Source organism: Streptomyces sp. NBC_00287 (assembly GCF_036173105.1).
GTDB lineage: Bacteria > Actinomycetota > Actinomycetes > Streptomycetales > Streptomycetaceae > Streptomyces.
This window is the reverse complement of sequence record NZ_CP108053.1, coordinates 3,121,860-3,145,152: the sequence shown is the minus strand read 5'-3', so window position 1 is coordinate 3,145,152 and position 23,293 is coordinate 3,121,860. Positions and strand designations below refer to the sequence as shown.

The following is a 23,293-nucleotide window of genomic DNA, read 5'->3' as shown; positions in this document are numbered from 1 at the left end:
AGGTTGAGGTATCAGGCTGCTCGCATGACTTCCACCACGGAACCTCTGAACGTCACCGTCGTCGTCGGCAGCAACCGCCACGGCCGCTTCGGCCCCGTCGTCGCCGAGTGGCTCCTCGACCACGTCCAGCGCCGCGAGGACCTCACCCCGCAGGTCGTGGATGTCGCCGAGGTCGCGCTGCCGACCTCCTTCGCCCGCACCGAGGAGGCGACCGCGGCCCTGACCGACGTAAGCCCGAAGCTGGCGACGGCCGACGCCTTCGTCGTCCTCACCCCCGAGTACAACCACTCCTACCCGGCGGGCCTGAAGAACCTCATCGACTGGCACTACGCCGAGTGGCGCGCCAAGCCCGTCGCCCTGGTCTCCTACGGCGGTCTCGCGGGCGGCCTGCGCGCCACGGAGCACCTCCGCCAGGTCTTCGCCGAACTCCACGCCGTGACGGTCCGCGACACCGTCTCCTTCCACAACGCCGGCGCCTCCTTCGACGACTCCGGCCGCCTGAAGGACCCGACGGGCCCGGACGCGGCGGCCAAGGCGATGCTGGACCAGCTGGTGTGGTGGGGGACCGCACTGCGCGAGGCGAAGGAGCGGCGGCCGTACGGGGGTTGAGCGGTTCGGTTTCAGCGCAGCCCGAGCAGCATCACGTCATGGAGGCCCGCGCCTTCCTGGGGCCGGGCCTCGCCGACCTTCCGGTACCCCCACGCCCGGTACGCGGCCGACGCCGCCTCGTTCTCCGGGTGCACGTTGAGCAGCACCCGCTCGGCCTCGATCCCGTCGAGCAGCGTCTCGTGCAGGCGCCGCGCGATACCCCGCCCGCGCCACGGCCGCCGCACGGCAAGTTCCATGAGCCCGAAGGTGCGGCGCCCGTCCTCGCGCCGCATCTCGTCGGGCACGGGCTCGGTCAGCCGGTCCCACCACACCGCGTCGGGGGCGAGTGAGAAGCCGTACGCCATACCGACCGGCTCGCCGTCCTCGGTACGGGCCAGGGCGCCGCGGAAACCGGCCCTGCGCACCTGGGAGCGGAAGCGCCGGAAGGTGGCCGCGACGTCGTCGGCGGTCTCGTTGTACGGCGGCTCCCCGAACGCCTCGGCGTAGACCAGCCTGAACGCGTCCTCGGCCTGCGCGGCGGCCGGTCCGTCCATGCGCTCTGTCCCGATGGTCCCTTGCCGCGTCATGCGGTGTGCCCGCTCGGATGCTCCGCGTCCCACTCCGCCCGCGCCTCCTCGATGGCCGGTTTGTGGTCGCGGGACCAGTCGGCGAGCCCGGAGATCACGGCCGAGAGGCTGCTCCCCATCGCGGTCAGGCGGTACTCCACCTGGGGCGGGAGCGTCGGATGGACGATCCGTTCGACGAGCCCGTCCCGGCACAGCCGTTTCGTGGTCAGCGACAGCATGCGCTGCGAGATACCGGGTATCGCGCGCTCCAACTCGCCATAACGACGGCTGCCCTTGGCGAGTTCCACGACCACCAGCACCGTCCACCGGTCGCCCAGCCGGTCCAGCACATCACGGATCCCACAGTCGTCATCGCCACACGGGCCGTCCGGAATAGCGGCGCTGACCTGGGAACTTACGGCCGTGTTCGGGGCTGACACGAAAGTGCCTCCTTATGGAACCGCCGAACCCGGCGGATGCTCGGTGCTGTTCGTAATGGGATCAACGCAAGGACTGCTCGGATGATTCTCGTGACCGGCGTTTCAGGAGGACTCGGCCGTCTGGTGCTCCAGGGCCTGTCCGCACTCGACGGAGTCGATGTCGTGGCCGGCACCCGCGGCGGCGACGGCTCCACCGCGCGGCCTATCGACTTCGACGACCCGGCGAGCCTGGCGGAGGGGTTCGCCGGGGTCGACGTACTGGTGATGATCTCGGCCGGTTACGCCGAGGACGATGTCGTGCTGGCCCGCCATGGCGCGGTGGCCGACGCGGCGGCGGCAGCGGGCGTACGCCAGGTGATCTACACCAGCCTGGCGGGCTCCGGTGAGCGCACGACCCTCGCGCTCCCGCACCGGTGGACCGAGAACCGCCTGGCAGAGGGGCCGTTCGACCACACGATCCTGCGCAACGGCCTGTACGCCGAACTCCTGGGCGGCCTCTCGGCGGCGGCCGCCGCACCGGCAGCCGAGAGCGGGATCTTCGCCGCCGCCCTCGGCACGGGACGGATGTCGGTCGTGGCCAGGGAGGACCTCGCGGACATCACCGTGCGGGTGGCGGCCGAGGCCGACGGTGAACTGACCACGGGTGGACGCAGCCGGCACGCGGGACGGACGTACGAACTCGAAGGCGTCACCGCGCTCGGCGGCGACGAGATCGCAGACCTGTTGGCCAAGAAGTACGACAGGCCGGTCACTTACCAACCCGCCTCTCTCTCCGAGGCGCGCGCCGCCTTGGCGGGCCAGGGCTTCGAGGCCTACCAGATCACCCACACCCTGTCCCTCTTCTCCAACATGGGCGCGGGCTTCCTGGAGGCCAAGGACTCCGACCTGCCCGAGCTGCTGGCGGCCGCGCCCCGGCCGGTGCACGACCTGGTCGCGGACGCGGCCGGCTGAGATCACCCGCACTCGGCCAGCGCCTCCGCCACAGCCCGTCGCCCCACCCCGGCCAGCACCGGATTCATGCCGTTGCCGAAGGCGTCGCCGTAGTAGTGCTCGGCCGTCAGACCGAAGCACAGGGCCCAGCCCCGGCCCCGTTCCCAGGTCGCGTCGTCGACGTCGGCGGCGGCGCGGAACGCCTCGCGGGTCCCGGCGGTGAACACGGTCCACGCGGCCATCAGGTCCACCGCCGGGTCCCCGATGCCGAGGCAGCCGAAGTCGATGACGGAGGTCAGCCGTCCGTCGACGGCGAGCAGGTTGCCCGGCAGCAGGTCCCCGTGTAGCCAGACAGGTGCACCGTCCCAGTCGGGCAGGCGCAGGGTCCGCTCCCAGACCTCCGTCGCGAGCGCCGGGTCGATCGTGCCGTCGGAGCCGAGGTCGCGGATGGCGGCCCGTACCTCCTCGTCGTTACGGCCGGGCGGCGCGCCCCGATAGGAGGGCGGGCCCCCGGCAGCGTCGACTTTGTGCAGAGCGGCGATGAACCGACCCAACTCCACGGCGGCGTCGGCCAGTTCGACCAGCTCATTGGAGCCCTCCAGCCACCGATACACCCCCCACGGCAGCGCGAACCCCGCACCGGGCTCACCCACGGCCACCGGCACCGGCACCGACAGCGGCAGATGCGGGGCCAGTTGAGGCAGCCAGCGATGCTCCCGGATGATCTGCCCCTCGCCGCCGGGCAGCCGGGGCAACCGTACGACCAGGTCGTCGCCGAGCCGGTACATGGCGTTGTCGGTACCGGCCGAGCGGACCAGACGGACCGGGAGCCGGGCCCACTGCGGGAACTGCTCCGGGATCAGCCGACGGACCAGCTCCGCGTCGATGTCGAGTTCGTCGGGGCGCATCTTCGGCATGGGGCTCCAAGAGGTGTGGCCGGGGCGGCAGGGGAGCCTAACCGCGCCCCCGTCACCCCGGCCACCGCATTTCCCGTGCGCTCAGCCCACGTTGACCGCACTCCAGGCCGCCGCCACCGCCGCGTACTCCGTGCTGCCCGCGCCGTACAGATCCTTCGCCGCGCTCAAAGTCGCCGTACGGGCGCCCGCGTAGTTCGTCGACGACGTCATGTAGACCGTCAGCGCCCGGTACCAGATCGCACCCAGCTTGGCCCGGCCGATGCCGGTGACCGAAGAGCCGTTGCAGGTGGGCGAGTTGTGCGCGACCCCGTTGATCGTCTTGGCGCCGCTGCCCTCCGCGAGGAGGTATGCGAAGTGGTTGCCGACGCCGGAGGAGTAGTGGACGTCGAGGTTGGCCGTGGTCGAGCTCCAGCAGTCCACCGAACTGCCGTCCTTGGAGGGCTTGTCCATGTAGCGCAGCGCATCCTGCCCGAACCCGTCCCGGACGATCTTCTCGCCGATCAGATAGTCCCCGGGGTCCGAGCCGTTCGCCGCGTGGAACTCCACCAGCGCGCCGAAGATGTCGGAGGTCGCCTCGTTCAGGCCCCCGGACTCGCCCGAGTAGGTCAGCGCCGCCGTCTTCGACGTCACCCCGTGCGACATCTCGTGGCCCGCCACGTCCAGCGACACCAGCGGACCGAGGTTCGTCCCGTCACCGTCGCCGTAGGTCATGCAGAAGCAACTGTCGTCCCAGAAGGCGTTGTTGTACCGCGTCCCGTAGTGCACCCGGTTGTACGAGCCCTTGCCGTCGCCCGCGATGCCGTTGCGGCCGTGGACGCCCTTGAAGTAGTCCCAGGTCATGTCGGTGCCGTACTGCGCGTCCACGGCCGCCGTCGCACGATCGGTGCCCGTGCCCCAGTGGTTGTCGGCGTCGGTGAACACCGTCGACGGCGCCCGGCTGATGCAGATGGTGGTGAGCAGGCACAGGTCGGTCTTGTTGGCCGCGTCGCCGGTGTAAGTGCCCCCGCGTGAAGGGTCCTTGAGTTCGTACGTCGATCCCGACTGCGTCGTGTTCAACGGAACCGTCCCGCTGTACAGCGACTTCCCGTCACCGCTCACCGTCTCCAGGGTGTCCCAGGCGTCGATCTGCGCGCCGGTGCGCGCGTCGGTCAGTACGGTCCGCCCGACCGGGTTGCCGAGGGAGTCCTTGGCGAGCACATCCGTCTGCCAGGCCAGCTTGGGCGCGCCGTGCAGGGCGTCCACGACCAGCCGGGGTTTCGCGGTGAGCTGCCGGAGCGCCTCACCGAGGTTGGCGGCGCGCAGGGCGTTGACGGCGAGGTCTGCGGCGCGGGTGGCGGGCAGGGCGGGGGTGACACCGGCGGCCGGGGCGACGGAACCCTTCACAGCCCGGGACGCGCTGCGGTAGGTACCGTCCTTGGTGAGGTGGACGACGAAGTCACCGCCCAGCACCGGAAGTTGACGATACGTCCGGTCGTACCGCACATGCTGCGTGCCGTCCGCGTCGACGATCACATCCCGGACCTTCGTGGCCTCCGCGGAGGTCAGGCCCAGGTGGGTGAGGGCGTTGGCCGCGTTCTCGACGGCGGCGGCCCGCGTCGGCCCGTCCGCGGCACCGGCGGACGGGGTGAGCGTCGCGGCGAGCAGGCCGGCCGCGGTGACGGCCACACCGGCGGTGGCGAGACGGGTACCTCGGGCGTGCGGCCGTATGCGGCTCATGGATCTCCTCGGGAACGCGCCTGGCGACCGGCGCAGGGGGAACGGGAGCGATCTTGTCCTGCGATTTAAGGGGCCATGACAGGTCGGTGGCCAGGGCCGTCCCGTGGAGATGTGTGAGGGGTCAGAATCGTTTCTGTGAGCCCTGTGACTTTGCCGTTCTTCGTCTACGGAACCCTCCGCCCCGGAGAGCCCAACCACGACGTCTTCCTCCGAGGCCGCACGCTCAAGGAGGAACCGGCAACCCTCAACGGCGCGCTGCTGTACGACGGTCCTGGATATCCGTACGTGGTCGAGGAACCAGGCGCCCGCGTCCGCGGCGAGCTGATCACGGCCCGCCCCGAGGAGTACGCGGACCTCCTGAGGGCCCTGGACAGGCTGGAGGACTACGCGCCGGGAGACCCACGGAACCTCTACGAACGGGTCGAGCGAGAGGTACTCACCGGCTCACGCCGGGTACGCGCGTGGGTGTATGTGGCCGCCCCGGCCGTCGCCGCTCGCCTAAGAGCGCACGGCAAACTCATCGAGACCGGCGACTGGGCCCTACGACGGTGACGTCACCGTTTCCACCCGCACCGCGCACACCTTGAACTCCGGCATCCGTGACGTCGGGTCGAGCGCCGGGTTGGTCAGCGTGTTCGCGCGGCCCTCGCCCGGCCAGTGGAAGGGCATGAAGACCGTGTCGGGGCGGATGGCGGTCGTGATGCGGGCCGGGGCCACCGCTCGGCCGCGACGGGAGATCACCGCCAGCGAGTCGCCCTCGGCCGCGCCGAGCCGCGCCGCAAGGCGGGGGTGCAGCTCCACGAAGGGGCCCGGCGCGGCCGCGTTGAGCTCGTCGACCCGGCGGGTCTGGGCGCCCGACTGGTACTGGGACACCACCCGTCCCGTCGTCAGCAGCACCGGGTACTCGTCGTCCGGTTCCTCCGCCGTCGCCCGGTGCGCGACCGGCACGAAGCGGGCCCGGCCGTCCTCCGTGGCGAACCGGTCGTGGAAGAGGCGGGGCGTGCCGGGGTGAACGGCCTCGGCGGAGTTCGCGTCCGTCGGGCACGGCCAGAACACACCGTTCTCCTCCGCGAGCCTGCGATACGTGATCCCGGAGTAGTCGGCGGGGCCGCCCGCACTGGCCCGGCGCAGCTCCTCGAAGACCTCCTCGGGGTCGATCGGGAAGCCCTTCTCCACACCGAGGCGGTCGGCCAGCTCGTGCATGACCTCCAGGTCGCTGCGGATGCCGTCGGGGGGCGTGATCGCCTGCCGGCGCAGGAGCACCCGCCCCTCCAGGTTCGTCGTCGTCCCCGCCTCCTCCGCCCACTGCGTCACCGGCAGGACGACATCCGCCAGGGCCGCCGTCTCCGACAGCACGACGTCACAGACGGCAAGGAAATCAAGGGACCTGATGCGATCCTCGATATGCGCGGCGCGCGGCGCCGACACCACCGGGTTGGAGCCCATCAGCAGCAGCGCGCGAATGTCCGTACCCAGCGCGTCCAGCAGCTCGTACGCGCTGCGCCCCGGGCCCGGCAGCGAGTCGGGGTCCACGCCCCACACCTCGGCCACATGCCGCCGTGCCTCCGGGTCCGTCAGCTTGCGGTAGCCGGGCAACTGGTCGGCCTTCTGGCCGTGTTCGCGTCCACCCTGGCCGTTGCCCTGGCCGGTGAGACAGCCGTAGCCGGACAGCGGGCGGCCAGCGCGGCCGGTCGCCAGGCACAGGTTGATCCAGGCGCCCACGGTGTCGGTGCCCTTGGACTGCTGCTCCGGACCGCGGGCGGTGAGCACCATCGCGGACTCCGGCTCGCAGAACATCCGTACCGCCTCGCGGAGTTCGGGCACGGACACGCCCGTGATCCGCTCCACGTACTCGGGCCAGTGGGCCAGCGCCTCCGCGCGGGCCTCCTCCCAGCCGGTCGTCCGCTCGCGGATGTACTCCTCGTCCGTGCGCCCCTCGGCGACGACCAGGTGCAGCAGCCCGAGCGCGAGGGCCAGGTCGGTGCCGGGGCGGGGCGCGAGGTGCAGGTCGGCCTGCTCGGCGGTCTTGGTGCGGCGCGGGTCGACGACGATCAGGGTGCCGCCGTTCTCGCGCAGCTCGTTGAAGAACCGCAGCGACGGCGGCATGGTCTCCGCGAGATTGGACCCGACGAGGATCACACAGCCCGACTTCGGGATGTCCTCCAGCGGGAACGGCAGGCCTCGGTCGAGCCCGAACGCCTTCATTCCGGCGGCCGCCGCAGACGACATGCAGAAGCGGCCGTTGTAGTCGATCTGGGAGGTGCCGAGCACCACTCGCGCGAACTTGCCGAGCGTGTACGCCTTCTCGTTGGTCAGACCGCCGCCGCCGAAGACCCCGCACGCGTCCGGGCCATGTTCCGTCCGCGTGCGGCCGAGCCCCTCGGCGACCCGGTCCAGCGCCTCCTCCCAGGAGGCGGGCATCAGCGTGCCGTCCTCGGAGCGCACCAACGGCGAGGTCAGACGGACGCTCGACGAAAGGACCGCCGGCGCCGTACGCCCCTTGCCGCACAGCGCGCCCCGGTTCACCGGGAAGTCCGCCCGCTCACTCAGCTCGACCGTCCCGTCCGGGGCGGCCGTCAGATTCATCCCGCACTGCAGGGCGCAGTACGGACAGTGCGTGGGCGTGGCGGTGTTCTGCATGCCCTCCAGCGTGCTTCGGCCGTGTTACGTGTCGTGACGGCGGATTGTTACGCCGCGTCGACGGCGACCTCCCCACCGGAGCCCGGCCGACGTGAGGCCGGACCGGCCAACCGGCGTGAGGCGCGGACCGGCACACCGCTCAGTTGCCGCCGAGCGGGGAGAAAGTTGCCCCTGAGGTGAAAGACGTCACATGTGACGCATTTCGTTCCTTACTTGGCCGATCACGCCTAGTTGAGTGTTGAAGAACCGGAGCTACAGTCGAGCCCACGTGCAGCCAGGCGCCGCTGCACGGCTTCCGCACGGCGTACGCCTCCCCACTCAAACAGCCAGGAGGTTCTCTCCGTCATGCCCCTGCGCCATCTCACCCCCCGCGACCAGCGCCTCTTCCGGCAGTACGGCCACGGCCCCACCATCCGCGTCCCGGTCCCGCTGATCCACCGCGCCTTCGAACGGCGGGCCGCGGCCACCCCGCACGGCGTCGCCGCCGAACACCAGGGCGCGCTCCTCACGTACGGCGAACTCGACCGCCGCGCCGACGCCCTCGCCGCCCGCCTGGCCCGCGAGGGCATACGGCCCGGCGACCATGTCGGCCTGTTCGTCCGCCGCTCGATCCCGATGCTCGTCGGACTGCTCGGCATCCTGAAGGCCGGCGCCGCCTACGTCCCGCAGGACATCGGCCTGGCACCCCCGGCCCAGCTCGACCACGTCGTCCGCACCGCCCGCACCCGAGTCGTCCTCACCATCACGGAACATCTGGCCCGGGTGCCGAGGGGTCCACGCGTGATCGCCGTGGACGAGCCACAGCCGTACGCCCCCGCCCCGCGCCCCGCGATCAGCCCCGACGACGGCGCCTACGTCCTGTTCACCTCGGGCACGACCGGCCGCCCCAACGGCGTCAAGGTCACCCACCGCAGCCTCGCCAACATCCTGCTCACCGAACCCGGCGCCCTCGGCATCCGCCCCGGCGACCGGGTGGCCCAGCTCCTCAACATCGCCTTCGACATGGCCGCCTGGGAGATCCTCGGCGCGCTCGCCCACGGCGCCACCCTCGTCATCCGCGGCAAGGACATCGCGGCGGCGGCCCGTACGGCGACCGTGCTGATCGCGACCCCGACCGTGCTGTCCGGCATCGACCCCGCGAGCTGCCCGCGCGTCCGCACGGTCGCCGTCGCCGGGGAGCCCTGCCCGCGCCCGCTCGCGGACCGCTGGGCCCGGCAGGCGGCCTTCTTCAACTGCTGCGGCCCGACCGAGACGACCATCGTCAACACCATGCGCCGCCACGACCCGACGGCGCCCTTGCTCACCATCGGCCGTCCCACCCCCAACAACACCGTCTACGTCCTCGACGCCGACCGCCGCCCGGTGCCCATCGGCGAGACCGGCGAGATGTGGGCGGGCGGCGCCTGTGTCTCGGCGGGCTATCTGGACAACGACCTCCTGAACGCCGAGCGCTATGCCCCCGACCCCTTCCTCGGCCCGGGCCACCGCATGTTCCGCACCCGTGACCTGGGCAGATGGACACCCGAGGGCGACCTCGAACACCTCGGCCGGACCGACGACCAGGTCAAGGTGCGCGGCTTCAGGGTCGAGCTGGACTCCGTCTCGGCGGTGCTGGAGTCGGTCGAGGGCTGTCTGCGCGCGGTGACGCTGAAGCGGGACGCGCGCACCCTGGTGTCCTTCGTCTGCCCGGCGGACGTCGACCCCGACACGGCCCGGCGCGCGGTGGCGCAGGCGCTGCCGTACTACTGCGTACCCGAGAGTGTCATGCCCCTGCCATTACTGCCGGAGACCGACCGCGGAAAGATCGACAAATCGGCGCTGCTGAGGCTGGCCGAGGAGCGCATGGCGGTGGCGGCCCGATGACCACCTCCCTGGACCGGCTGGCCGTAGAACTGCCCCCGCCGCTCTCCCCGCTGCGCCGCCTGCTCAAGCACCCACGCCTGATGCACTACAACCGGCTGGCGGCACTGGTGATCCTGGCCAACCTCGGCTTCCTGTGGGCGACTTGGCCCGTACCCGAGCAGACCCTCGGCCACGCCGCCCTCGCGAACCTCGCGCTGGCGATCGTCGTCCGCCAGCAGTACGTCATCAACCTCTTCTTCAGGCTGGCCACTTGGGCCCCGACGAGTTGGCCGCTGCGGGTCCGCTGGTCGCTGGGCAAGGTGTACCACTTCGGCGGGCTCCACGTGGGCGGGGCGCTGGCGGGGACGGGTTGGTTCGTGGCACTGACGCTCACGGACTCCAACAACGCCCGGGCGGGGGTGGGTTGGCTGCTGCTGACCCTCCTCACCTTCATCATCGCGACCGCACTACCGCCCTTCCGCTCCCGCCACCACGACCACTTCGAGAAGATCCACCGCTTCGGCGGCTGGATGGCGCTGGCCCTCTTCTGGACGCACACACTGATGTCCACCCCGGGCCCGGTCCCCCTCGCCGTCCTCGCGGTGGTGACCTTCAGCGTTGCGCTGCCCTGGCTGCGGCTGCGCAAGGTCGACGTACGCGTCGAACGCCCCTCCCCGCACGTGGCGTTGGCCCGCTTCGACTACGGGGAGACCCCGTTCGCCGGCTCCTCCACGGCGGTCAGCCGCAGCCCGCTGAAGGAATGGCACTCCTTCGCCAACGTCCCCGCCCCCGGCCGACCGGGCTTCCGGCTGACCATCTCCAGAGCGGGCGACTGGACAGGATCCTTCATCGACGACCAGCCGTCGAAGGTATGGGTCAAGGGCATCACCACGGCCGGAGTCGCCAATATCGAGACCCTGTTCACCAAGGTCGTCTACGTGGCGACCGGCAGCGGCATCGGCCCCTGCCTGCCTCACCTGCTGGCCGCCGAAGTCCCCTCCCGCCTGGTCTGGGCCACCCGCGACCCCCGTACGACCTACGGCGACACCCTCGTCGACGAGATCCTCGCCGTCCAGCCGCACGCGGTCGTCTGGGACACCTCCCAGCACGGCAAGCCCGACATGGTGAGCCTCGCGTACGCCGCCTACCGGGACTTCGACGCCGAGGCCGTCATCTGCATCTCCAACAAGAAGCTGACCTGGCAGGTGGTGCACGGCCTGGAGCGGCGCGGCATCCCGGCGTACGGAGCGATCTGGGACTCGTAGAAAGGGAATCCGATGAACCACCTCAAGATCGAGCGGTACGGCAGGGTCGTCACCGTCCGCCTGAACCGCCCACACGTGCGCAACGCGCTGAGCGGCGAGTTGCTCGCCGAACTCCTCGACGCGCTCCGTGTGTTGGATCAGGACCCGGAGGTCGGCTGCTTCGTCCTCACCGGCTCGGAACAGGTCTTCGCGGCGGGCGCCGACATCAAGGAGATGGCGGGCAAGTCGGCCGTCGACATGATGACGGAGGACTACTTCGCCGCGTGGGAGCACTTCGCCGACCTACGCACACCGAAGATCGCGGCGGTCAACGGGCCTGCCCTGGGCGGGGGTTGCGAACTGGCGATGATGTGCGACGTCGTGATCGCGGGGGAGTCGGCGGTGTTCGGCCAGCCGGAGATCAAGCTGGGCGTCATCCCCGGCATCGGCGGCACCCAGCGCCTGACCCGGCTGATCGGCCGGGCCAAGGCGATGGACCTGATCCTCACCGGCCGCCCGATGGACGCCCGGGAGGCGGAGGCGAGCGGCCTGGTGTCCCGGGTGGTCCCCGACGACCAGGTACTCCCGGCGGCCCTGGAGACGGCCTCGACGATCGCCTCCTACAGCCGTAGGGCGGTCAGGGCGGCGCGTGAGTGCGTGGATCAGGCCCTGGAGACGGGCCTGCGGGAAGGCGTCCGCTTCGAACGCCGCGTGTTCCACGGGCTGTTCGCCACCGAGGACCAGAGCGAAGGCATGACCGCCTTCCTGGAGAAACGCGCCCCACGCTTCACCGGCCGCTAGCGAGAGCCTCCTGGACCCCCGGTTCCTCCGGCCCGAGGAACCGGGGGTCCGGGCGGAAGATTGCGTCCAGGGCGGCCTTGCCTGCCGCGAAGATCTCGCGGGTGCCGCCGTAGTACCAGGTGGAGTCGTGCACGGCGTCCACGCCGACGCCGTAGGACGTGACCCCGGCAGCCTGGCACAGGGCCACGGCCCGCCGGATGTGGAAGCCCTGGCTGATCAGGATGGCCTCGTCGACGCCGAAGATCTTCTTCGCGCGTACGCAGGAGTCCCAGGTGTCGAAGCCGGCGTAGTCGCTGACGATCCGCGCGTCGGGCACCCCGTGCCGGGCGAGATAGGCGCGCATCGCGTCCGGCTCGTCGTACTCCTCACGGCTGTTGTCGCCGGTGACGAGGACGACCTCGACCCGCCCCGCGCGGTACAGCTCGGCCGCCGCGTCCAGCCGATGGGCGAGATACGGCGAGGGCTCCCCCTGCCACAGACCCGCGCCGAAGACGACGGCCACATCGGTGCGGGGCGCGTCGGCGACGGTGCGCAGCCGGTCGCCCGTGGAGACGTACATCCAGGTCATCGGCAGCAGCGCCAGCACACACGCCGCCATCAGCGCCTGCACCAGCCGCCGCTGTCCGGTACGGGTGCGCGGCAGGCGGATCTTCATGCACCGTAGGACGTCGATGACCGGGCCCCGGTTGCGTGACCAAGCTCACCCCGGCCGCTGAAACCCCAGGTCACACCGCCTCACACACCCCGGGTCCCGGACGGTGAACCTGCGGAAAAGACCCGTGACCCCCGTGCAACGGCGCGGCAACCTCCGCCCACCACCATCGGTTCATGACGGCGTCGAAATCACTTCACGACGAGTCCACGTCCCTCGACAGTACGGCGCACCTCATGAACCGGATCAGCAGCCAGCTCGCCAGCCAGCTCAGCCTCGTCTCCCTCGACGGCCGGCGCCGCCCCACCGCGCCCGCGCTGGTGGTGGTGGCCCACGGCAGCCGCGACCCACGAGCCCTGAGCACGGTGCACACCCTCCTGGACCGAGTCCGCGAACTGCGTCCGGGGCTGCCCGTGCACCTGGGCCACATAGAACTGAACGCCCCCCTGCTCCCCGACACCCTCGCCGCCCTGAACACGGCAGAGGCGATCCTGGTCCCCCTCCTCCTCAGCCGCGGCTACCACGTGAAGAGAGACATCCCCGAGATGGCGGCGGAGTCCGGCGTACGGGCGAAGGTGGCGACGGCGCTGGGCCCGCACCCCCTGCTGGTGGAGGCGCTGTACGACCGCCTGATGGAGGCGGGCTGGGCCGAGACCCCGGGAACGGCAGTGGTCCTGGCGGCGGCGGGCTCTCGCGACCCCGAGTCCAAGGTGGACACCAACCGCACGGCAGCTCTGCTGTCGGAGCGCCTGGGCGTCCCGGTGATGCCCTCCTACGCCACGACGGCCACCCCCACGGTCCCCGACGCCATCAAGCTGCTGACCGCCCAGGGCCACCACCGCATAGCCGTGGCCTCCTACTTCACGGCCCCGGGCCGCTTCGCGACAGAGTGCGCGGAAGCGGCTCCATGGATCGCGTCGGGCCCGCTGGGCCCCCACCCGGCGATGGCAAGACTCCTCCTGCACCGCTACGACCAGATGCTGGCAACCCCGGTGAGCAAGGAACGAGCATTGGCGTCGGCGTAAGAACCAAGGGCAACTGGACGTACCTAGGGGCGCGGGGAACGGCGCGACCAGCCACAACGAACGCCGCACCCGCCCGAAAACAGAACCCGGCAGACGCATAGGCGCTTACTGTCGACGCATGGCGCACGAGAACCACATCCCACCCCCCGGCTACGACCCCACGTCAGTGGAACGCTGGGCCAAAGAACCGGACAAGCGCCCAGGCCGCTCCGCCTTCCAACGAGACCGCGCGCGAATCCTCCACTCCTCCGCCCTGAGAAGGCTCGCCGGCAAAACCCAGGTCGTCACGCCGGGCGAGCGCAGCGCCTCCGCCTGGGACGCAAGCCCCCGCACCCGCCTCACCCACTCCCTCGAATGCGCCCAAGTAGGCCGCGAACTCGGCGCCGCCCTCGGCTGCGACCCGGACCTGGTGGAAGCCGCCTGCCTGGCCCACGACCTCGGCCACCCTCCCTTCGGCCACAACGGCGAACAGGCCCTGAACGAATTCGCCCATGACGTCGGCGGCTTCGAGGGCAACGCCCAGTCCCTCAGACTCCTCACCCGGATCGAGCCCAAACGGTTCACCCCGGAGGGCTCCGTAGGACTCAACCTCACCCGCGCCACCCTCGACGCCGCCACCAAGTACCCCTGGCCCCGAGGCGCCCACCCCACCGACCCGAAGTCCCTGAAGTTCGGCGCCTACGAGGACGACAGGCCGGTCTTCGACTGGGTCCGCGAGACCGCCCCCGGCACCCGCGCCACCTTCGAGGCGCAGGTGATGGACTGGTCCGACGACGTGGCCTACTCCGTGCACGACGTCGAGGACGGACTGCACGCGGGCCATATCGACCCCAACTGCCTGCATGCCGAACCGGAACGCCAGGCCGTCTTCGCGGTCGCCATCGGCCGGTACGTCCCCGAGGACACCGACCCGGCCGAACTCGCCGAAGCCCTGGACCGACTGCAGGAAGAGCCCTGGTGGCCGCACGGCTACGACGGCACCGCCGTCGCCCAGGCCCGTCTGAAGGACGCCACCAGCCAGCTCATCGGCCGCTTCTGCCTCGCCGCGGAGGCCGCCACCCGCGCTGCGTACGGCACCGGCCGGCTCACCAGATACGGCGCCGAGCTCGTCGTACCGAAGGAAGCGCGGCTGGAGTGCGCGGTGCTGAAGGCCGTCGCCGACCGGTACGTCATGCAGCGGGCCGAGCAGGAGCTGCTGCGGGCCGATCAGCGGATCGTGGTGGCCGAACTGGCCGAGGCGCTGACCGCGCGGGCGCCGGAGGGGCTCGACCCTCAGTTCCGGGCGTTGTTCGACCGGGCACCCGACGACCGGGCGCGCAAGCGGGTGATCGTGGACCAGATCGCGTCCCTCACCGACGCCTCGGCCCGTTCGCTTCACGTACGCCTTACGGGGCACTCGTGAGGGTGAGGGGGCGTGGGTGAAGTAAAACGCGCCCGAATGTGACCCTCCGTGGCCTGATCGGGCCACTCCCTCTTCCCCCATCACGCTCCGTGCGGGACGCTCCCATGTGGCGGCACCCTTACGAGGAGGCATCAAGTGGTCGACGCGGATCAGACATTCGTCATCGTCGGAGGAGGGCTCGCCGGCGCGAAGGCGGCCGAGACGCTGCGGGCGGAGGGCTTCACGGGCCGCGTGATACTGATCAGCGACGAGCGCGACCACCCCTACGAGCGTCCGCCGCTCTCCAAGGGCTATCTGCTCGGCAAGGAGGAGCGCGACAGCGTCTTCGTGCACGAGCCCGCCTGGTACGCGCAGAACGACATCGAGCTGCATCTCGGCCAGACCGTCGACGCGATCGACCGCACGGCGCGCACGGTCCGCTTCGGCGAGGACGGCACGGTCGTCCACTACGACAAGCTGCTGCTCACGACCGGCGCCGAGCCCCGTCGTCTCGACATCCCGGGCACCGACCTGGCCGGCGTCCACCATCTGCGCCGGCTCGCGCACGCCGAGCGGCTGCGCCACGTCCTGACCTCGCTCGGCCGGGACAACGGCCACATCGTCATCGCCGGGGCCGGCTGGATCGGCCTGGAGGTCGCGGCGGCGGCCCGGGAGTACGGCGCCGAGGTCACCGTCGTGGAGCCCGAGCCGACCCCGCTGCACGGCGTCCTCGGCCCGGAGCTCGGCCAGCTCTTCGCCGAGCTGCACCGCGAGCACGGGGTGCGCTTCCACTTCGGGGCGCGGCTGACCGAGATCACCGGGCAGGACGGGGTGGTGCTGTCCGCGCGTACGGACGACGGCGAGGAGCATCCGGCGCACGACGTGCTGGCCGCGATCGGGGCGGCGCCCCGGACGGGGCTCGCCGAGGCGGCCGGCCTCGAGCTGGCCGACCGTGCGCACGGCGGCGGAGTCGTCGTCGACGAGCGGCTGCGCACCTCCGACCCCGATATCTACGCCGCCGGCGATGTCGCGTCCTTCCCGCACGCCCTCTTCGGCACCAGCCTGCGCGTCGAGCACTGGGCCAACGCCCTGAACGGCGGCCCGGTCGCGGCCCGCGCGATGCTCGGCCGGGACGTCGTCTACGACCGTGTGCCCTACTTCTTCTCCGACCAGTACGACTTGGGGATGGAGTACTCCGGCTGGGCGCCCCCCGGCTCCTACGACGAAGTGGTGATCCGAGGGGACGCGGGGAAGCGGGAGTTCATCGCCTTCTGGCTGAAGGAGGGCAGGGTGCTGGCCGGGATGAATGTGAATGTGTGGGACGTCACAGACCCCATCCAGCGGCTGATCCGGTCGAGGGCACAGGTGAACGAGGAGGCGCTGGCGGACCCACACGTAGCGCTGGAAAGCCTCATCCCGTAGGCGTCAGGACTGTCGGTCCACCACCGTAGAATCGCTGCGTGGCAGGACGGATCAACGACGAGGACGTGAAGGCGGTACGGGACGCGGTCCCGATCGACGCCGTGGTGTCCGAGTACCTCCAGCTGCGCAATGCCGGCGGCGGGAACCTCAAGGGACTCTGTCCCTTCCATGACGAGAAATCGCCGTCCTTCCAGGTCAGCCCGAGCAAGGGACTCTTCCACTGCTTCGGCTGCCAGGAGGGCGGCGACACCATCACATTCGTGATGAAGGTCGACCACCTCTCCTTCTCCGAGGCGGTCGAGCGGCTCGCCGGCCAGGCCGGCATCACCCTGCGCTACGAGGAGGGCGGGTACAACCCCGCCCACCAGCGCGGCGAACGGATCCGGCTGGTCGAGGCCCACAAGATCGCCGCCGAGTGGTACGCCGAGCAGCTCGCCGTCAGCCCCGAGGCCGAGACCGGCCGGGTCTTCCTCGCCGAGCGCGGCTTCGACCAGGCCGCCGCCGTCCACTTCGGCGTCGGCTACAGCCCGCAGGGCTGGGACCACCTCACCCGCTTTCTGCGCGGCAAGGGCTTCACCGACAAGGAACTGATCCTCTCCGGCCTCGCCCAGGAGGGCCGCCGCGGCCCCATCGACCGCTTCCGGGGCCGTCTGATGTGGCCGATCCGCGACATCGGCGGCGAGGTGGTCGGCTTCGGCGCCCGGAAGCTGTACGAGGCGGACAACGGCCCGAAGTACCTCAACACCCCCGACACGGCCATCTACAAGAAGTCCAACGTCCTCTACGGCATCGACCTCGCGAAGCAGCACATCGCCAAGTCCAGCCGCGCGGTCGTCGTCGAGGGCTACACCGACGTCATGGCCTGCCACCTCGCCGGGGTCACCACGGCCATCGCCACCTGCGGTACGGCGTTCGGCGGCGACCACATCAAGATCCTCCGCCGTCTCCTCATGGACAACGGCTCGGCCCGCGTGATCTTCACCTTCGACGGCGACGCGGCAGGCCAGAAAGCGGCTCTGCGCGCCTTCGAGGACGACCAGAAGTTCGCCGCCGAAACCTATATCGCCATCGCCCCCGACGGCATGGACCCCTGCGAGCTGCGCCTGGCCAAGGGCGACGAGGCCGTCGCCGACCTGGTCGAACCCCGCACCCCGCTCTTCGAGTTCGCACTCCGCCAGATCGTCGTCCGCTACGACCTGGACACCCCGGCGGGCCGCGCCGCCGCCCTGGACGAGGCGGCCCCGATCGTCGCCCGCATCAAGAACAGCGGCGCCCAGCACGAGGTCGCCGTCCAGCTCGCCGGCATGCTCGGCATCCTCGACACCCAGTTCGTCGTCAAGCGGGTGGCCCAGCTGGCCCGTTGGGCCCGCGACCGCGGTGGCAAGGGCCCGGCCCCGGCGCGCGGCCCGCAGCAGCCGTACGACGCCGCTCCCCGGCCGATGGCGGGGGGCCCGGCGCTCAACCTCCGCAACCCCGTCTACGCCACCGAGCGCGAGCTGCTCAAGCTCGCCCTCCAGCGCCCGGAGCTCGTGTCCCCGGCCTTCGACGCGTACGGCATCGACGAGTTCACCGCCGCGCCCTACGCCGCCGTACGCCAGGCCGTCATGGAGGCGGGCGGCTCTGAGTACGGCGTACAGGATCCGCAGGACTTTCTGGTCCGGGTGCGGGACGCGGCGCCCGACGACTCGGTCCGCGCGATGGTCACCGAGCTCGCGGTCGAGGCGATCATGCGCCGCACGGTCGACGAGAACTACGCGGGCGAACAGCTCGTCACGGTTCGCCGTCGAGCCGTCGAGCGCCGCATTCGTGACATCCAGTCCCAGATGGCCCGTCTGTCGGCCGGCGGGGATCCGGCCCAACTGGCCGCGGTACAGAACGAACTGTGGGTCCTCCAGCAGTACGACCAGGCGCTGCGGGAGCACGGAGCCGCAGCTCTGTAGCCCTCCGGGCCCGGCGCGATAACCACCCGGTCACGGACCGGACGCAAAAAGTCACCGCACGCCCCTCGTGGCGGCGATGTGTCGTACTCCACACTGGGTTCCGGTGCCTGAGTCCTCGGAGCGCGGCCGATCCGTCCCCCACGGGTCCCACACCCCCGCGGTTCCGCTCATCGCGTACGGGACGGACAGCGGCGAGGCCGCCGACTCCGCCCTCGAAGCCGCGCTGCCGCACTTTTCAGCAGCGATCATCCTGGAGGTCGCCCCCGTGCAGACCCAGACCCTGACCCAGACCGACGGCAGGACCGCCGGCGGCACTGACACAGAGCCGGACGGAGAGACCGACGTTCTCGTCGCGGTGCCCCCACAGAACCGTGCCGTGCGCCACCCCGAGAGCGAGCCGGAGAGCCCGGCCGTACTCGAAGAACCGCCCGCCGAGGCAGTGGAGACCGAGGCGCCCGAGCCGGTGGAGCCGGTGCGCGCCGCCCGTGCCGACACCAGCGGGCCGTCCTCGGACCTGTTCCGCCAGTATCTGCGGGAGATCGGCCGCATCCCGCTGCTCACGGCCGCCGAGGAGGTCGAACTCGCCCGCCGCGTCGAGGCCGGCCTGTTCGCCGAGGAGAAGCTCAGCAGCGCCCCCGACCTGGACAGCCAGTTGGCGCTGGACCTGGACCGCCTGGTGGTGATGGGCCGGATGGCCAAACGCCGCCTGATCGAGGCGAACCTGCGCCTCGTGGTCTCCGTGGCCAAGCGGTACGTGGGCCGCGGACTGACCATGCTGGACCTGGTCCAGGAGGGAAACCTGGGGCTGATCCGCGCCGTCGAGAAGTTCGACTACGCCCGCGGCTACAAGTTCTCCACGTACGCCACCTGGTGGATCCGCCAGGCCATGTCCCGGGCGCTGGCCGACCAGGCCCGTACGATCCGCGTCCCGGTCCATGTCGTGGAGCTGATCAACCGGGTCGTCCGGGTCCAGCGCCGCATGCTCCAAGAACGCGGCTACGAGCCGACTCCGGAGGAAGTGGCCGCCCACCTGGACCTCGCCCCGGAGCGAGTGAGCGAGGTCCTGCGGTTGGCCCAGGAACCGGTCTCCCTGCACGCCCCGGTGGGCGAGGAGGACGACGTGGCCCTGGGCGACCTGATAGAGGACGGCGACGCGACAAGCCCGGTGGAATCGGCGGCGTTCCTGCTCCTGAGGGAGCACCTGGAAGCAGTCCTCTCCACCCTGGGCGAACGCGAACGCAAGGTGGTCCAACTCCGCTACGGCCTGGCCGACGGCCGCCCCCGCACGCTGGAGGAGATAGGCCGCATCTTCGGAGTGACCCGGGAACGCATCCGCCAGATCGAGTCGAAGACCCTGAACAAGCTCCGCGACCACGCGTTCGCGGACCAGCTGAGGGGTTACCTGGACTGAGGAAGGGGGGCCGCCCGGTGGCGGCCCCCGTGCTGCCTAGTCGACCTCGGCGACCGCCTCCGCGAACTGCGCCTTGTACAGCCGCGCATACGCCCCGTCGGCCGCCAACAGCTCGCCGTGCGCGCCCTGTTCCACGATGGAGCCGTTCTCCATCACCAGGATCGTGTCCGCGTCCCGGATCGTCGACAGACGATGCGCGATGACGAACGACGTACGCCCGTGCGCGAGCTTCGCCATCGCCTTCTGGATCAGAACCTCCGTACGCGTGTCGACCGACGACGTCGCCTCGTCCAGCACCAGGATCACCGGATCCGACAGGAACGCCCGGGCGATGGTGATCAGCTGCTTCTCACCCGCGCTGACCCCCGCACCCTCGTCGTCGATCACCGTGTCGTAGCCGTCCGGCAGCGTACGGACGAACCGGTCCGCGTGGGCCGCCCGCGCCGCCTCCTCGATCTCGCCCCGGGAGACCTCGCGAGACGCCCCGTACGCGATGTTCTCCGCGATCGTCCCGCCGAACAGCCAGGTGTCCTGCAGCACCATGCCTATCCCGGAGCGCAGTTCGTCCCGGGACATCGTCGCGACGTCCACGCCGTCCAGCGTGATCCGCCCGCCGGAGACCTCGTAGAACCGCATGAGGAGATTGACCAGCGTGGTCTTCCCGGCGCCGGTCGGGCCGACGATCGCGACCGTCTGTCCGGGCTCCACCGTCAGCGAGAGGTCCTCGATGAGCGGCTTCTCGGGGTCGTACCGGAAGGAGACACCCTCCAGCGCCACCCGCCCGCGCAGCTCCTCGGGCCGCACCCCGGGCACGGGGTCCGCCGACTGCTCCTCCGCGTCGAGGAGTTCGAAGATCCGCTCGGCGGAGGCGACCCCGGACTGCACCAGGTTCGCCATGGACGCGACCTGCGTGAGCGGCATGGAGAACTGCCGCGAGTACTGGATGAAGGCCTGCACGTCACCGATGGACAGGGAGCCCGACGCGACCCGCAGACCGCCGACCACCGCCACCAGCACATAGTTGATGTTCGACACGAACATCATCAGCGGCTGCATGATCCCGCTGTTGAACTGCGCCTTGAACCCGGCCTCGTACAGCGCGTCGTTCTGCTCGGCGAACTGCTGTGCCGACTCGTCCTGCCGCCCGAACACCTTCACCAGGGTGTGCCCGGTGTACATCTCCTCGACGTGGGCGTTGAGCTTGCCGGTCGAGCGCCACTGCTGCACGAAGTGCGGCTGCGACCGCTTGCCGACCCGGGTGGCGATGTAGAAGGAGAGCGGCACGGTCACCAGCGCCACGAGCGCCAGGATCCACGACACCCAGAACATCATCGCGAGCACACCGATGATGGTCAGCACCGAGTTGATGAGCTGCCCCATCGACTGCTGGAGCGTCTGCCCGATGTTGTCGATGTCGTTCGTGGCACGGGAGAGGACCTCACCGCGCTGCCGCTTGTCGAAGTACGACAGCGGCAGCCGCGACAGCTTCGACTGCACGTCCTCGCGCAGCCGGAACATGGTCCGGTTCACGGCCCGGTTCACCAGCCGCGTCGCCACCGCCATCAGCAGCCCGGCGACGGTGAACACGGCGAGCGCGAGCAGCAGCACATTCCCGACGGCGGTGAAGTCGATGCCCTCGCCGGGCGTGAAGTCGGTGCTGCGGAGCATGTCGGCCATGTCGCCGTCGCCCCGGTCCCGCATGCCCTGCAGGACCTGTTCCTTCGTCTCCCCGGGCGCCATCTCCCGTCCGACGATGCCCGCGAAGACGAGGTCGGTGGCCTTGCCGAGGATCTTCGGCCCGACGACCGACAGACCCACGCTGACCACGACACACAGCAGCAGCACATAGATGGTGAGCCGCTCCGGCTTGAACTGGGCGACCAGCCGCCGGCCCGACACCTTGAAGTCCAGCGAGCGGTGGTCAGGCCCGGTACCGGCCATCATCCGCCCCATCGGCCCGGCCATCAGGCGGCCTCCGCTTCCGTCAGCTGGGAGAGCACGATCTCCCGGTACGTCTCGTTGTCCGCCATCAGCTCATGGTGCCGCCCGGTGCCGACGACCCGGCCCTCGTCGAGCACCACGATCCGGTCGGCGTCCCGGATGGTCGCCACCCGCTGGGCGACGATCACCACGGTCGCCTCGGCGGTCTCCCGGGACAGCGCGGCGCGCAGGGCCGCGTCGGTGGCGTAGTCGAGCGCGGAGAAGGAGTCGTCGAAGAGATAGATCTCCGGGCGCTGCACGAGGGTCCGGGCGATGGCGAGCCGCTGCCGCTGGCCGCCGGAGACATTCGTCCCGCCCTGCGCGATGGGCGCGTCGAGCCCGCCTTCGAGCCGGTCCACGAACTCCTTGGCCTGCGCCACCTCCAGCGCGTGCAACAGCTCCTCGTCGGTGGCGTCCGGATTGCCGTAGCGAAGGTTCGTCGCCACGGTCCCGGCGAACAGATACGGCTTCTGCGGCACCAGGCTGACGGTCTTGGCCAGCACGCGGGGGTCGATCGTGGCCACGTCCTCCCCGTCCACGAGCACCCGCCCGTCGGTCGCGTCGAACAGCCGGGGGACCAGGCCCAGCAGGGTCGACTTGCCGCTGCCGGTCGAGCCGATGACGGCGGTGGTCTCGCCGGGCAGTGCCACCAGGTCGATGCCCTTGAGCACCGGCTCCTCGGCGCCCGGGTAGCGGAAGCCCGCGCCCCGGATCTCCAGATGCCCGTGCCGGCGCAGCTCGCGCACCGGGGAGACCGGTGGCACCACGCTCGACGACGTGTCCAGGACCTCCTGGATCCGCTCGGCACACACCTCCGCGCGCGGCACCATCATGAACATGAAGGTGGCCATCATCACGGACATCACGATCTGCATCAGATAGGCGAGGAACGCCGTCAGGTCACCGATCTGCATGCCGCCGCTGTCGATGCGGTGCGCGCCGAACCACACCACCGCGATCGACGACAGGTTCACCACCGTCATCACGATCGGGAACATCAGCGCGAGCAGGTTTCCGGTGCCCAGCGACATATCGGTGAGCTCGGTGTTCGCCTTCCGGAAGCGCTGCCCCTCGTACTCGTCGCGGATGAAGGCGCGGATCACACGGTTGCCGGTGATCTGCTCGCGCAGCACCCGGTTCACCGTGTCCAGACGCTCCTGCATGGCCCGGAACAGCGGCCGCAGCCGCCGTACGATCAAGGTCACGCAGATGCCCAGCACCGGCACCACCGCGACCAGCACCGCCGACAGCGGCACGTCCAGGCCGAGGGCCAGCACGATGCCGCCGACGCACATGATCGGCGCCGAGACCATGAGCGTGAATGTCATCAGGGCCAGCATCTGGACCTGCTGCACGTCATTGGTGGTGCGGGTGATCAGCGAGGGCGCGCCGAAGTGACCCACCTCACGCGCGGAGAACGACTGCACCCGGTCGAAGACGGCGGCGCGCACGTCCCGGCCGAGCGCCGCGGCGGTCCGGGCGCCGTAGTACACGGCCCCGATGTTGCACACGACCTGCGCCAGCGAGATGCCGACCATCAGGGCGCCGTAACTGAGGATGTAGCCGGTGTCGCCGTTGACGACACCGTTGTCGATGATGTCCGCGTTGAGGGTGGGCAGGTAGAGCGTGGCGCAGGTCTGCAGGAACTGGAGCAGCACCAGCAGGGCGATGGGTTTTCGGTAGGGCCTGAGGTAGGTCCGCAGGAGTCGTATGAGCACGCTGTGTCTCTCGGAGTCGGCGGCGGGACGGTTGGTTGCCCCTGGCCCCTATCGTCGGACACTCCAGTGGTGTTACCTCA

At 70.5% G+C, this 23,293-nt stretch carries 19 protein-coding genes; 11 read left to right on the top strand and 8 right to left on the bottom strand.

The genetic code is table 11. The features are described 5' to 3' along the window. The first annotated feature begins 24 nt into the window (after nt 1-24). Nucleotides 25-609 (top strand): NADPH-dependent FMN reductase, encoded by a 585-nt coding sequence (locus tag OHT76_RS14305; protein WP_328871199.1) that lies wholly within the window; start codon nt 25-27, stop codon nt 607-609. 11 nt (nt 610-620) lie between these two features. Here the strand turns inward: OHT76_RS14305 and OHT76_RS14300 are convergent, their stop codons facing one another. Continuing rightward, complete coding sequence (locus OHT76_RS14300; protein ID WP_328871198.1) at nt 621-1,142, bottom strand: GNAT family N-acetyltransferase; 522 nt, start codon at nt 1,140-1,142, stop codon at nt 621-623. 29 nt (nt 1,143-1,171) lie between these two features. Continuing rightward, entirely contained in the window at nt 1,172-1,594 is a 423-nt protein-coding gene (locus OHT76_RS14295; protein WP_328871197.1) for a winged helix-turn-helix transcriptional regulator, read from the bottom strand. Between the two features lie 81 nt (nt 1,595-1,675). Between OHT76_RS14295 and OHT76_RS14290 the strand changes: the two genes are divergently transcribed. Beyond that, nucleotides 1,676-2,545: an NmrA family NAD(P)-binding protein gene (locus tag OHT76_RS14290; protein ID WP_328871196.1), complete on the top strand. Its 870-nt coding sequence runs from the start codon at nt 1,676-1,678 to the stop codon at nt 2,543-2,545. 2 nt (nt 2,546-2,547) lie between these two features. On the opposite strand, the gene OHT76_RS14285 is transcribed toward OHT76_RS14290, so the two are convergent. Together OHT76_RS14285 and OHT76_RS14280 are read right to left on the bottom strand one after the other, a co-directional pair. After that, a complete protein-coding gene (locus OHT76_RS14285; protein ID WP_328871195.1) occupies nt 2,548-3,441 on the bottom strand; it encodes an aminoglycoside phosphotransferase family protein in 894 nt (297 codons plus the stop codon). A gap of 81 nt (nt 3,442-3,522) precedes the next feature. Beyond that, nucleotides 3,523-5,157 (bottom strand): M4 family metallopeptidase, encoded by a 1,635-nt coding sequence (locus tag OHT76_RS14280; RefSeq protein ID WP_328871194.1) that lies wholly within the window; start codon nt 5,155-5,157, stop codon nt 3,523-3,525. Between the two features lie 135 nt (nt 5,158-5,292). On the opposite strand from OHT76_RS14280, the gene OHT76_RS14275 reads away from it, so the two are divergent. Next, nucleotides 5,293-5,709 carry a gamma-glutamylcyclotransferase family protein gene (locus tag OHT76_RS14275; RefSeq protein WP_328871193.1) on the top strand — a complete coding sequence of 139 codons (417 nt, stop codon included), beginning with the start codon at nt 5,293-5,295 and terminating at the stop codon, nt 5,707-5,709. Here the strand turns inward: OHT76_RS14275 and OHT76_RS14270 are convergent. Then, the gene (locus OHT76_RS14270; RefSeq protein WP_328871192.1) at nt 5,698-7,797 is read right to left on the bottom strand and encodes a molybdopterin oxidoreductase family protein; all 2,100 of its coding nucleotides are present in this window, start codon (nt 7,795-7,797) and stop codon (nt 5,698-5,700) included. The two genes, OHT76_RS14275 and OHT76_RS14270, sit on opposite strands and share 12 nt — an antisense overlap. Nucleotides 7,798-8,142: 345 nt before the next feature. Here OHT76_RS14270 and OHT76_RS14265 point away from each other — a divergent pair, with 345 nt between their 5' ends. Genes OHT76_RS14265 through OHT76_RS14255 form a run of 3 tightly spaced genes read left to right on the top strand, consistent with a single transcriptional unit; the run spans nt 8,143 to nt 11,684 of the window. Beyond that, nucleotides 8,143-9,660, top strand: coding sequence for an amino acid adenylation domain-containing protein (locus tag OHT76_RS14265; RefSeq protein ID WP_328871191.1), 1,518 nt, complete (start codon nt 8,143-8,145; stop codon nt 9,658-9,660). Then, a complete protein-coding gene (locus OHT76_RS14260; RefSeq protein ID WP_328871190.1) occupies nt 9,657-10,904 on the top strand; it encodes a hypothetical protein in 1,248 nt (415 codons plus the stop codon). Before OHT76_RS14265 ends, OHT76_RS14260 begins: the two co-directional genes overlap by 4 nt. A 12-nt stretch (nt 10,905-10,916) precedes the next feature. Next, the gene (locus tag OHT76_RS14255) at nt 10,917-11,684 is read left to right on the top strand and encodes an enoyl-CoA hydratase-related protein (RefSeq protein WP_328871189.1); all 768 of its coding nucleotides are present in this window, start codon (nt 10,917-10,919) and stop codon (nt 11,682-11,684) included. On the opposite strand, the gene OHT76_RS14250 is transcribed toward OHT76_RS14255, so the two are convergent. Then, on the bottom strand, nt 11,671-12,339 hold the full coding sequence (locus tag OHT76_RS14250; RefSeq protein ID WP_328871188.1) for a SanA/YdcF family protein: 669 nt from the start codon (nt 12,337-12,339) through the stop codon (nt 11,671-11,673). The two genes, OHT76_RS14255 and OHT76_RS14250, sit on opposite strands and share 14 nt — an antisense overlap. Nucleotides 12,340-12,512: 173 nt before the next feature. Here OHT76_RS14250 and OHT76_RS14245 point away from each other — a divergent pair, with 173 nt between their 5' ends. The 5 genes from OHT76_RS14245 to OHT76_RS14225 all read left to right on the top strand — a co-directional run bounded on the left by OHT76_RS14245 (nt 12,513) and on the right by OHT76_RS14225 (nt 19,515). Continuing rightward, nucleotides 12,513-13,361, top strand: coding sequence for a sirohydrochlorin chelatase (locus tag OHT76_RS14245; RefSeq protein WP_328871187.1), 849 nt, complete (start codon nt 12,513-12,515; stop codon nt 13,359-13,361). Nucleotides 13,362-13,479: 118 nt separating this feature from the next. Continuing rightward, on the top strand, nt 13,480-14,763 hold the full coding sequence (locus OHT76_RS14240) for a deoxyguanosinetriphosphate triphosphohydrolase (RefSeq protein WP_328871186.1): 1,284 nt from the start codon (nt 13,480-13,482) through the stop codon (nt 14,761-14,763). Nucleotides 14,764-14,898: 135 nt separating this feature from the next. Then, entirely contained in the window at nt 14,899-16,164 is a 1,266-nt protein-coding gene (locus OHT76_RS14235) for an NAD(P)/FAD-dependent oxidoreductase (protein ID WP_328871185.1), read from the top strand. A 38-nt stretch (nt 16,165-16,202) separates the two neighbouring features. Beyond that, complete coding sequence (gene dnaG / locus OHT76_RS14230) at nt 16,203-18,104, top strand: DNA primase (protein WP_328871184.1); 1,902 nt, start codon at nt 16,203-16,205, stop codon at nt 18,102-18,104. Between the two features lie 103 nt (nt 18,105-18,207). Then, on the top strand, nt 18,208-19,515 hold the full coding sequence (locus tag OHT76_RS14225; RefSeq protein ID WP_328871183.1) for an RNA polymerase sigma factor: 1,308 nt from the start codon (nt 18,208-18,210) through the stop codon (nt 19,513-19,515). A 36-nt stretch (nt 19,516-19,551) separates the two neighbouring features. Here OHT76_RS14225 and OHT76_RS14220 read toward each other — a convergent pair whose 3' ends face one another. After that, nucleotides 19,552-21,480 carry an ABC transporter ATP-binding protein gene (locus tag OHT76_RS14220; protein WP_328871182.1) on the bottom strand — a complete coding sequence of 643 codons (1,929 nt, stop codon included), beginning with the start codon at nt 21,478-21,480 and terminating at the stop codon, nt 19,552-19,554. Continuing rightward, nucleotides 21,480-23,213, bottom strand: coding sequence for an ABC transporter ATP-binding protein (locus OHT76_RS14215; RefSeq protein ID WP_328871181.1), 1,734 nt, complete (start codon nt 23,211-23,213; stop codon nt 21,480-21,482). The genes OHT76_RS14220 and OHT76_RS14215 overlap by 1 nt, the downstream gene beginning before the upstream one ends. Nucleotides 23,214-23,293 lie beyond the last annotated feature (80 nt).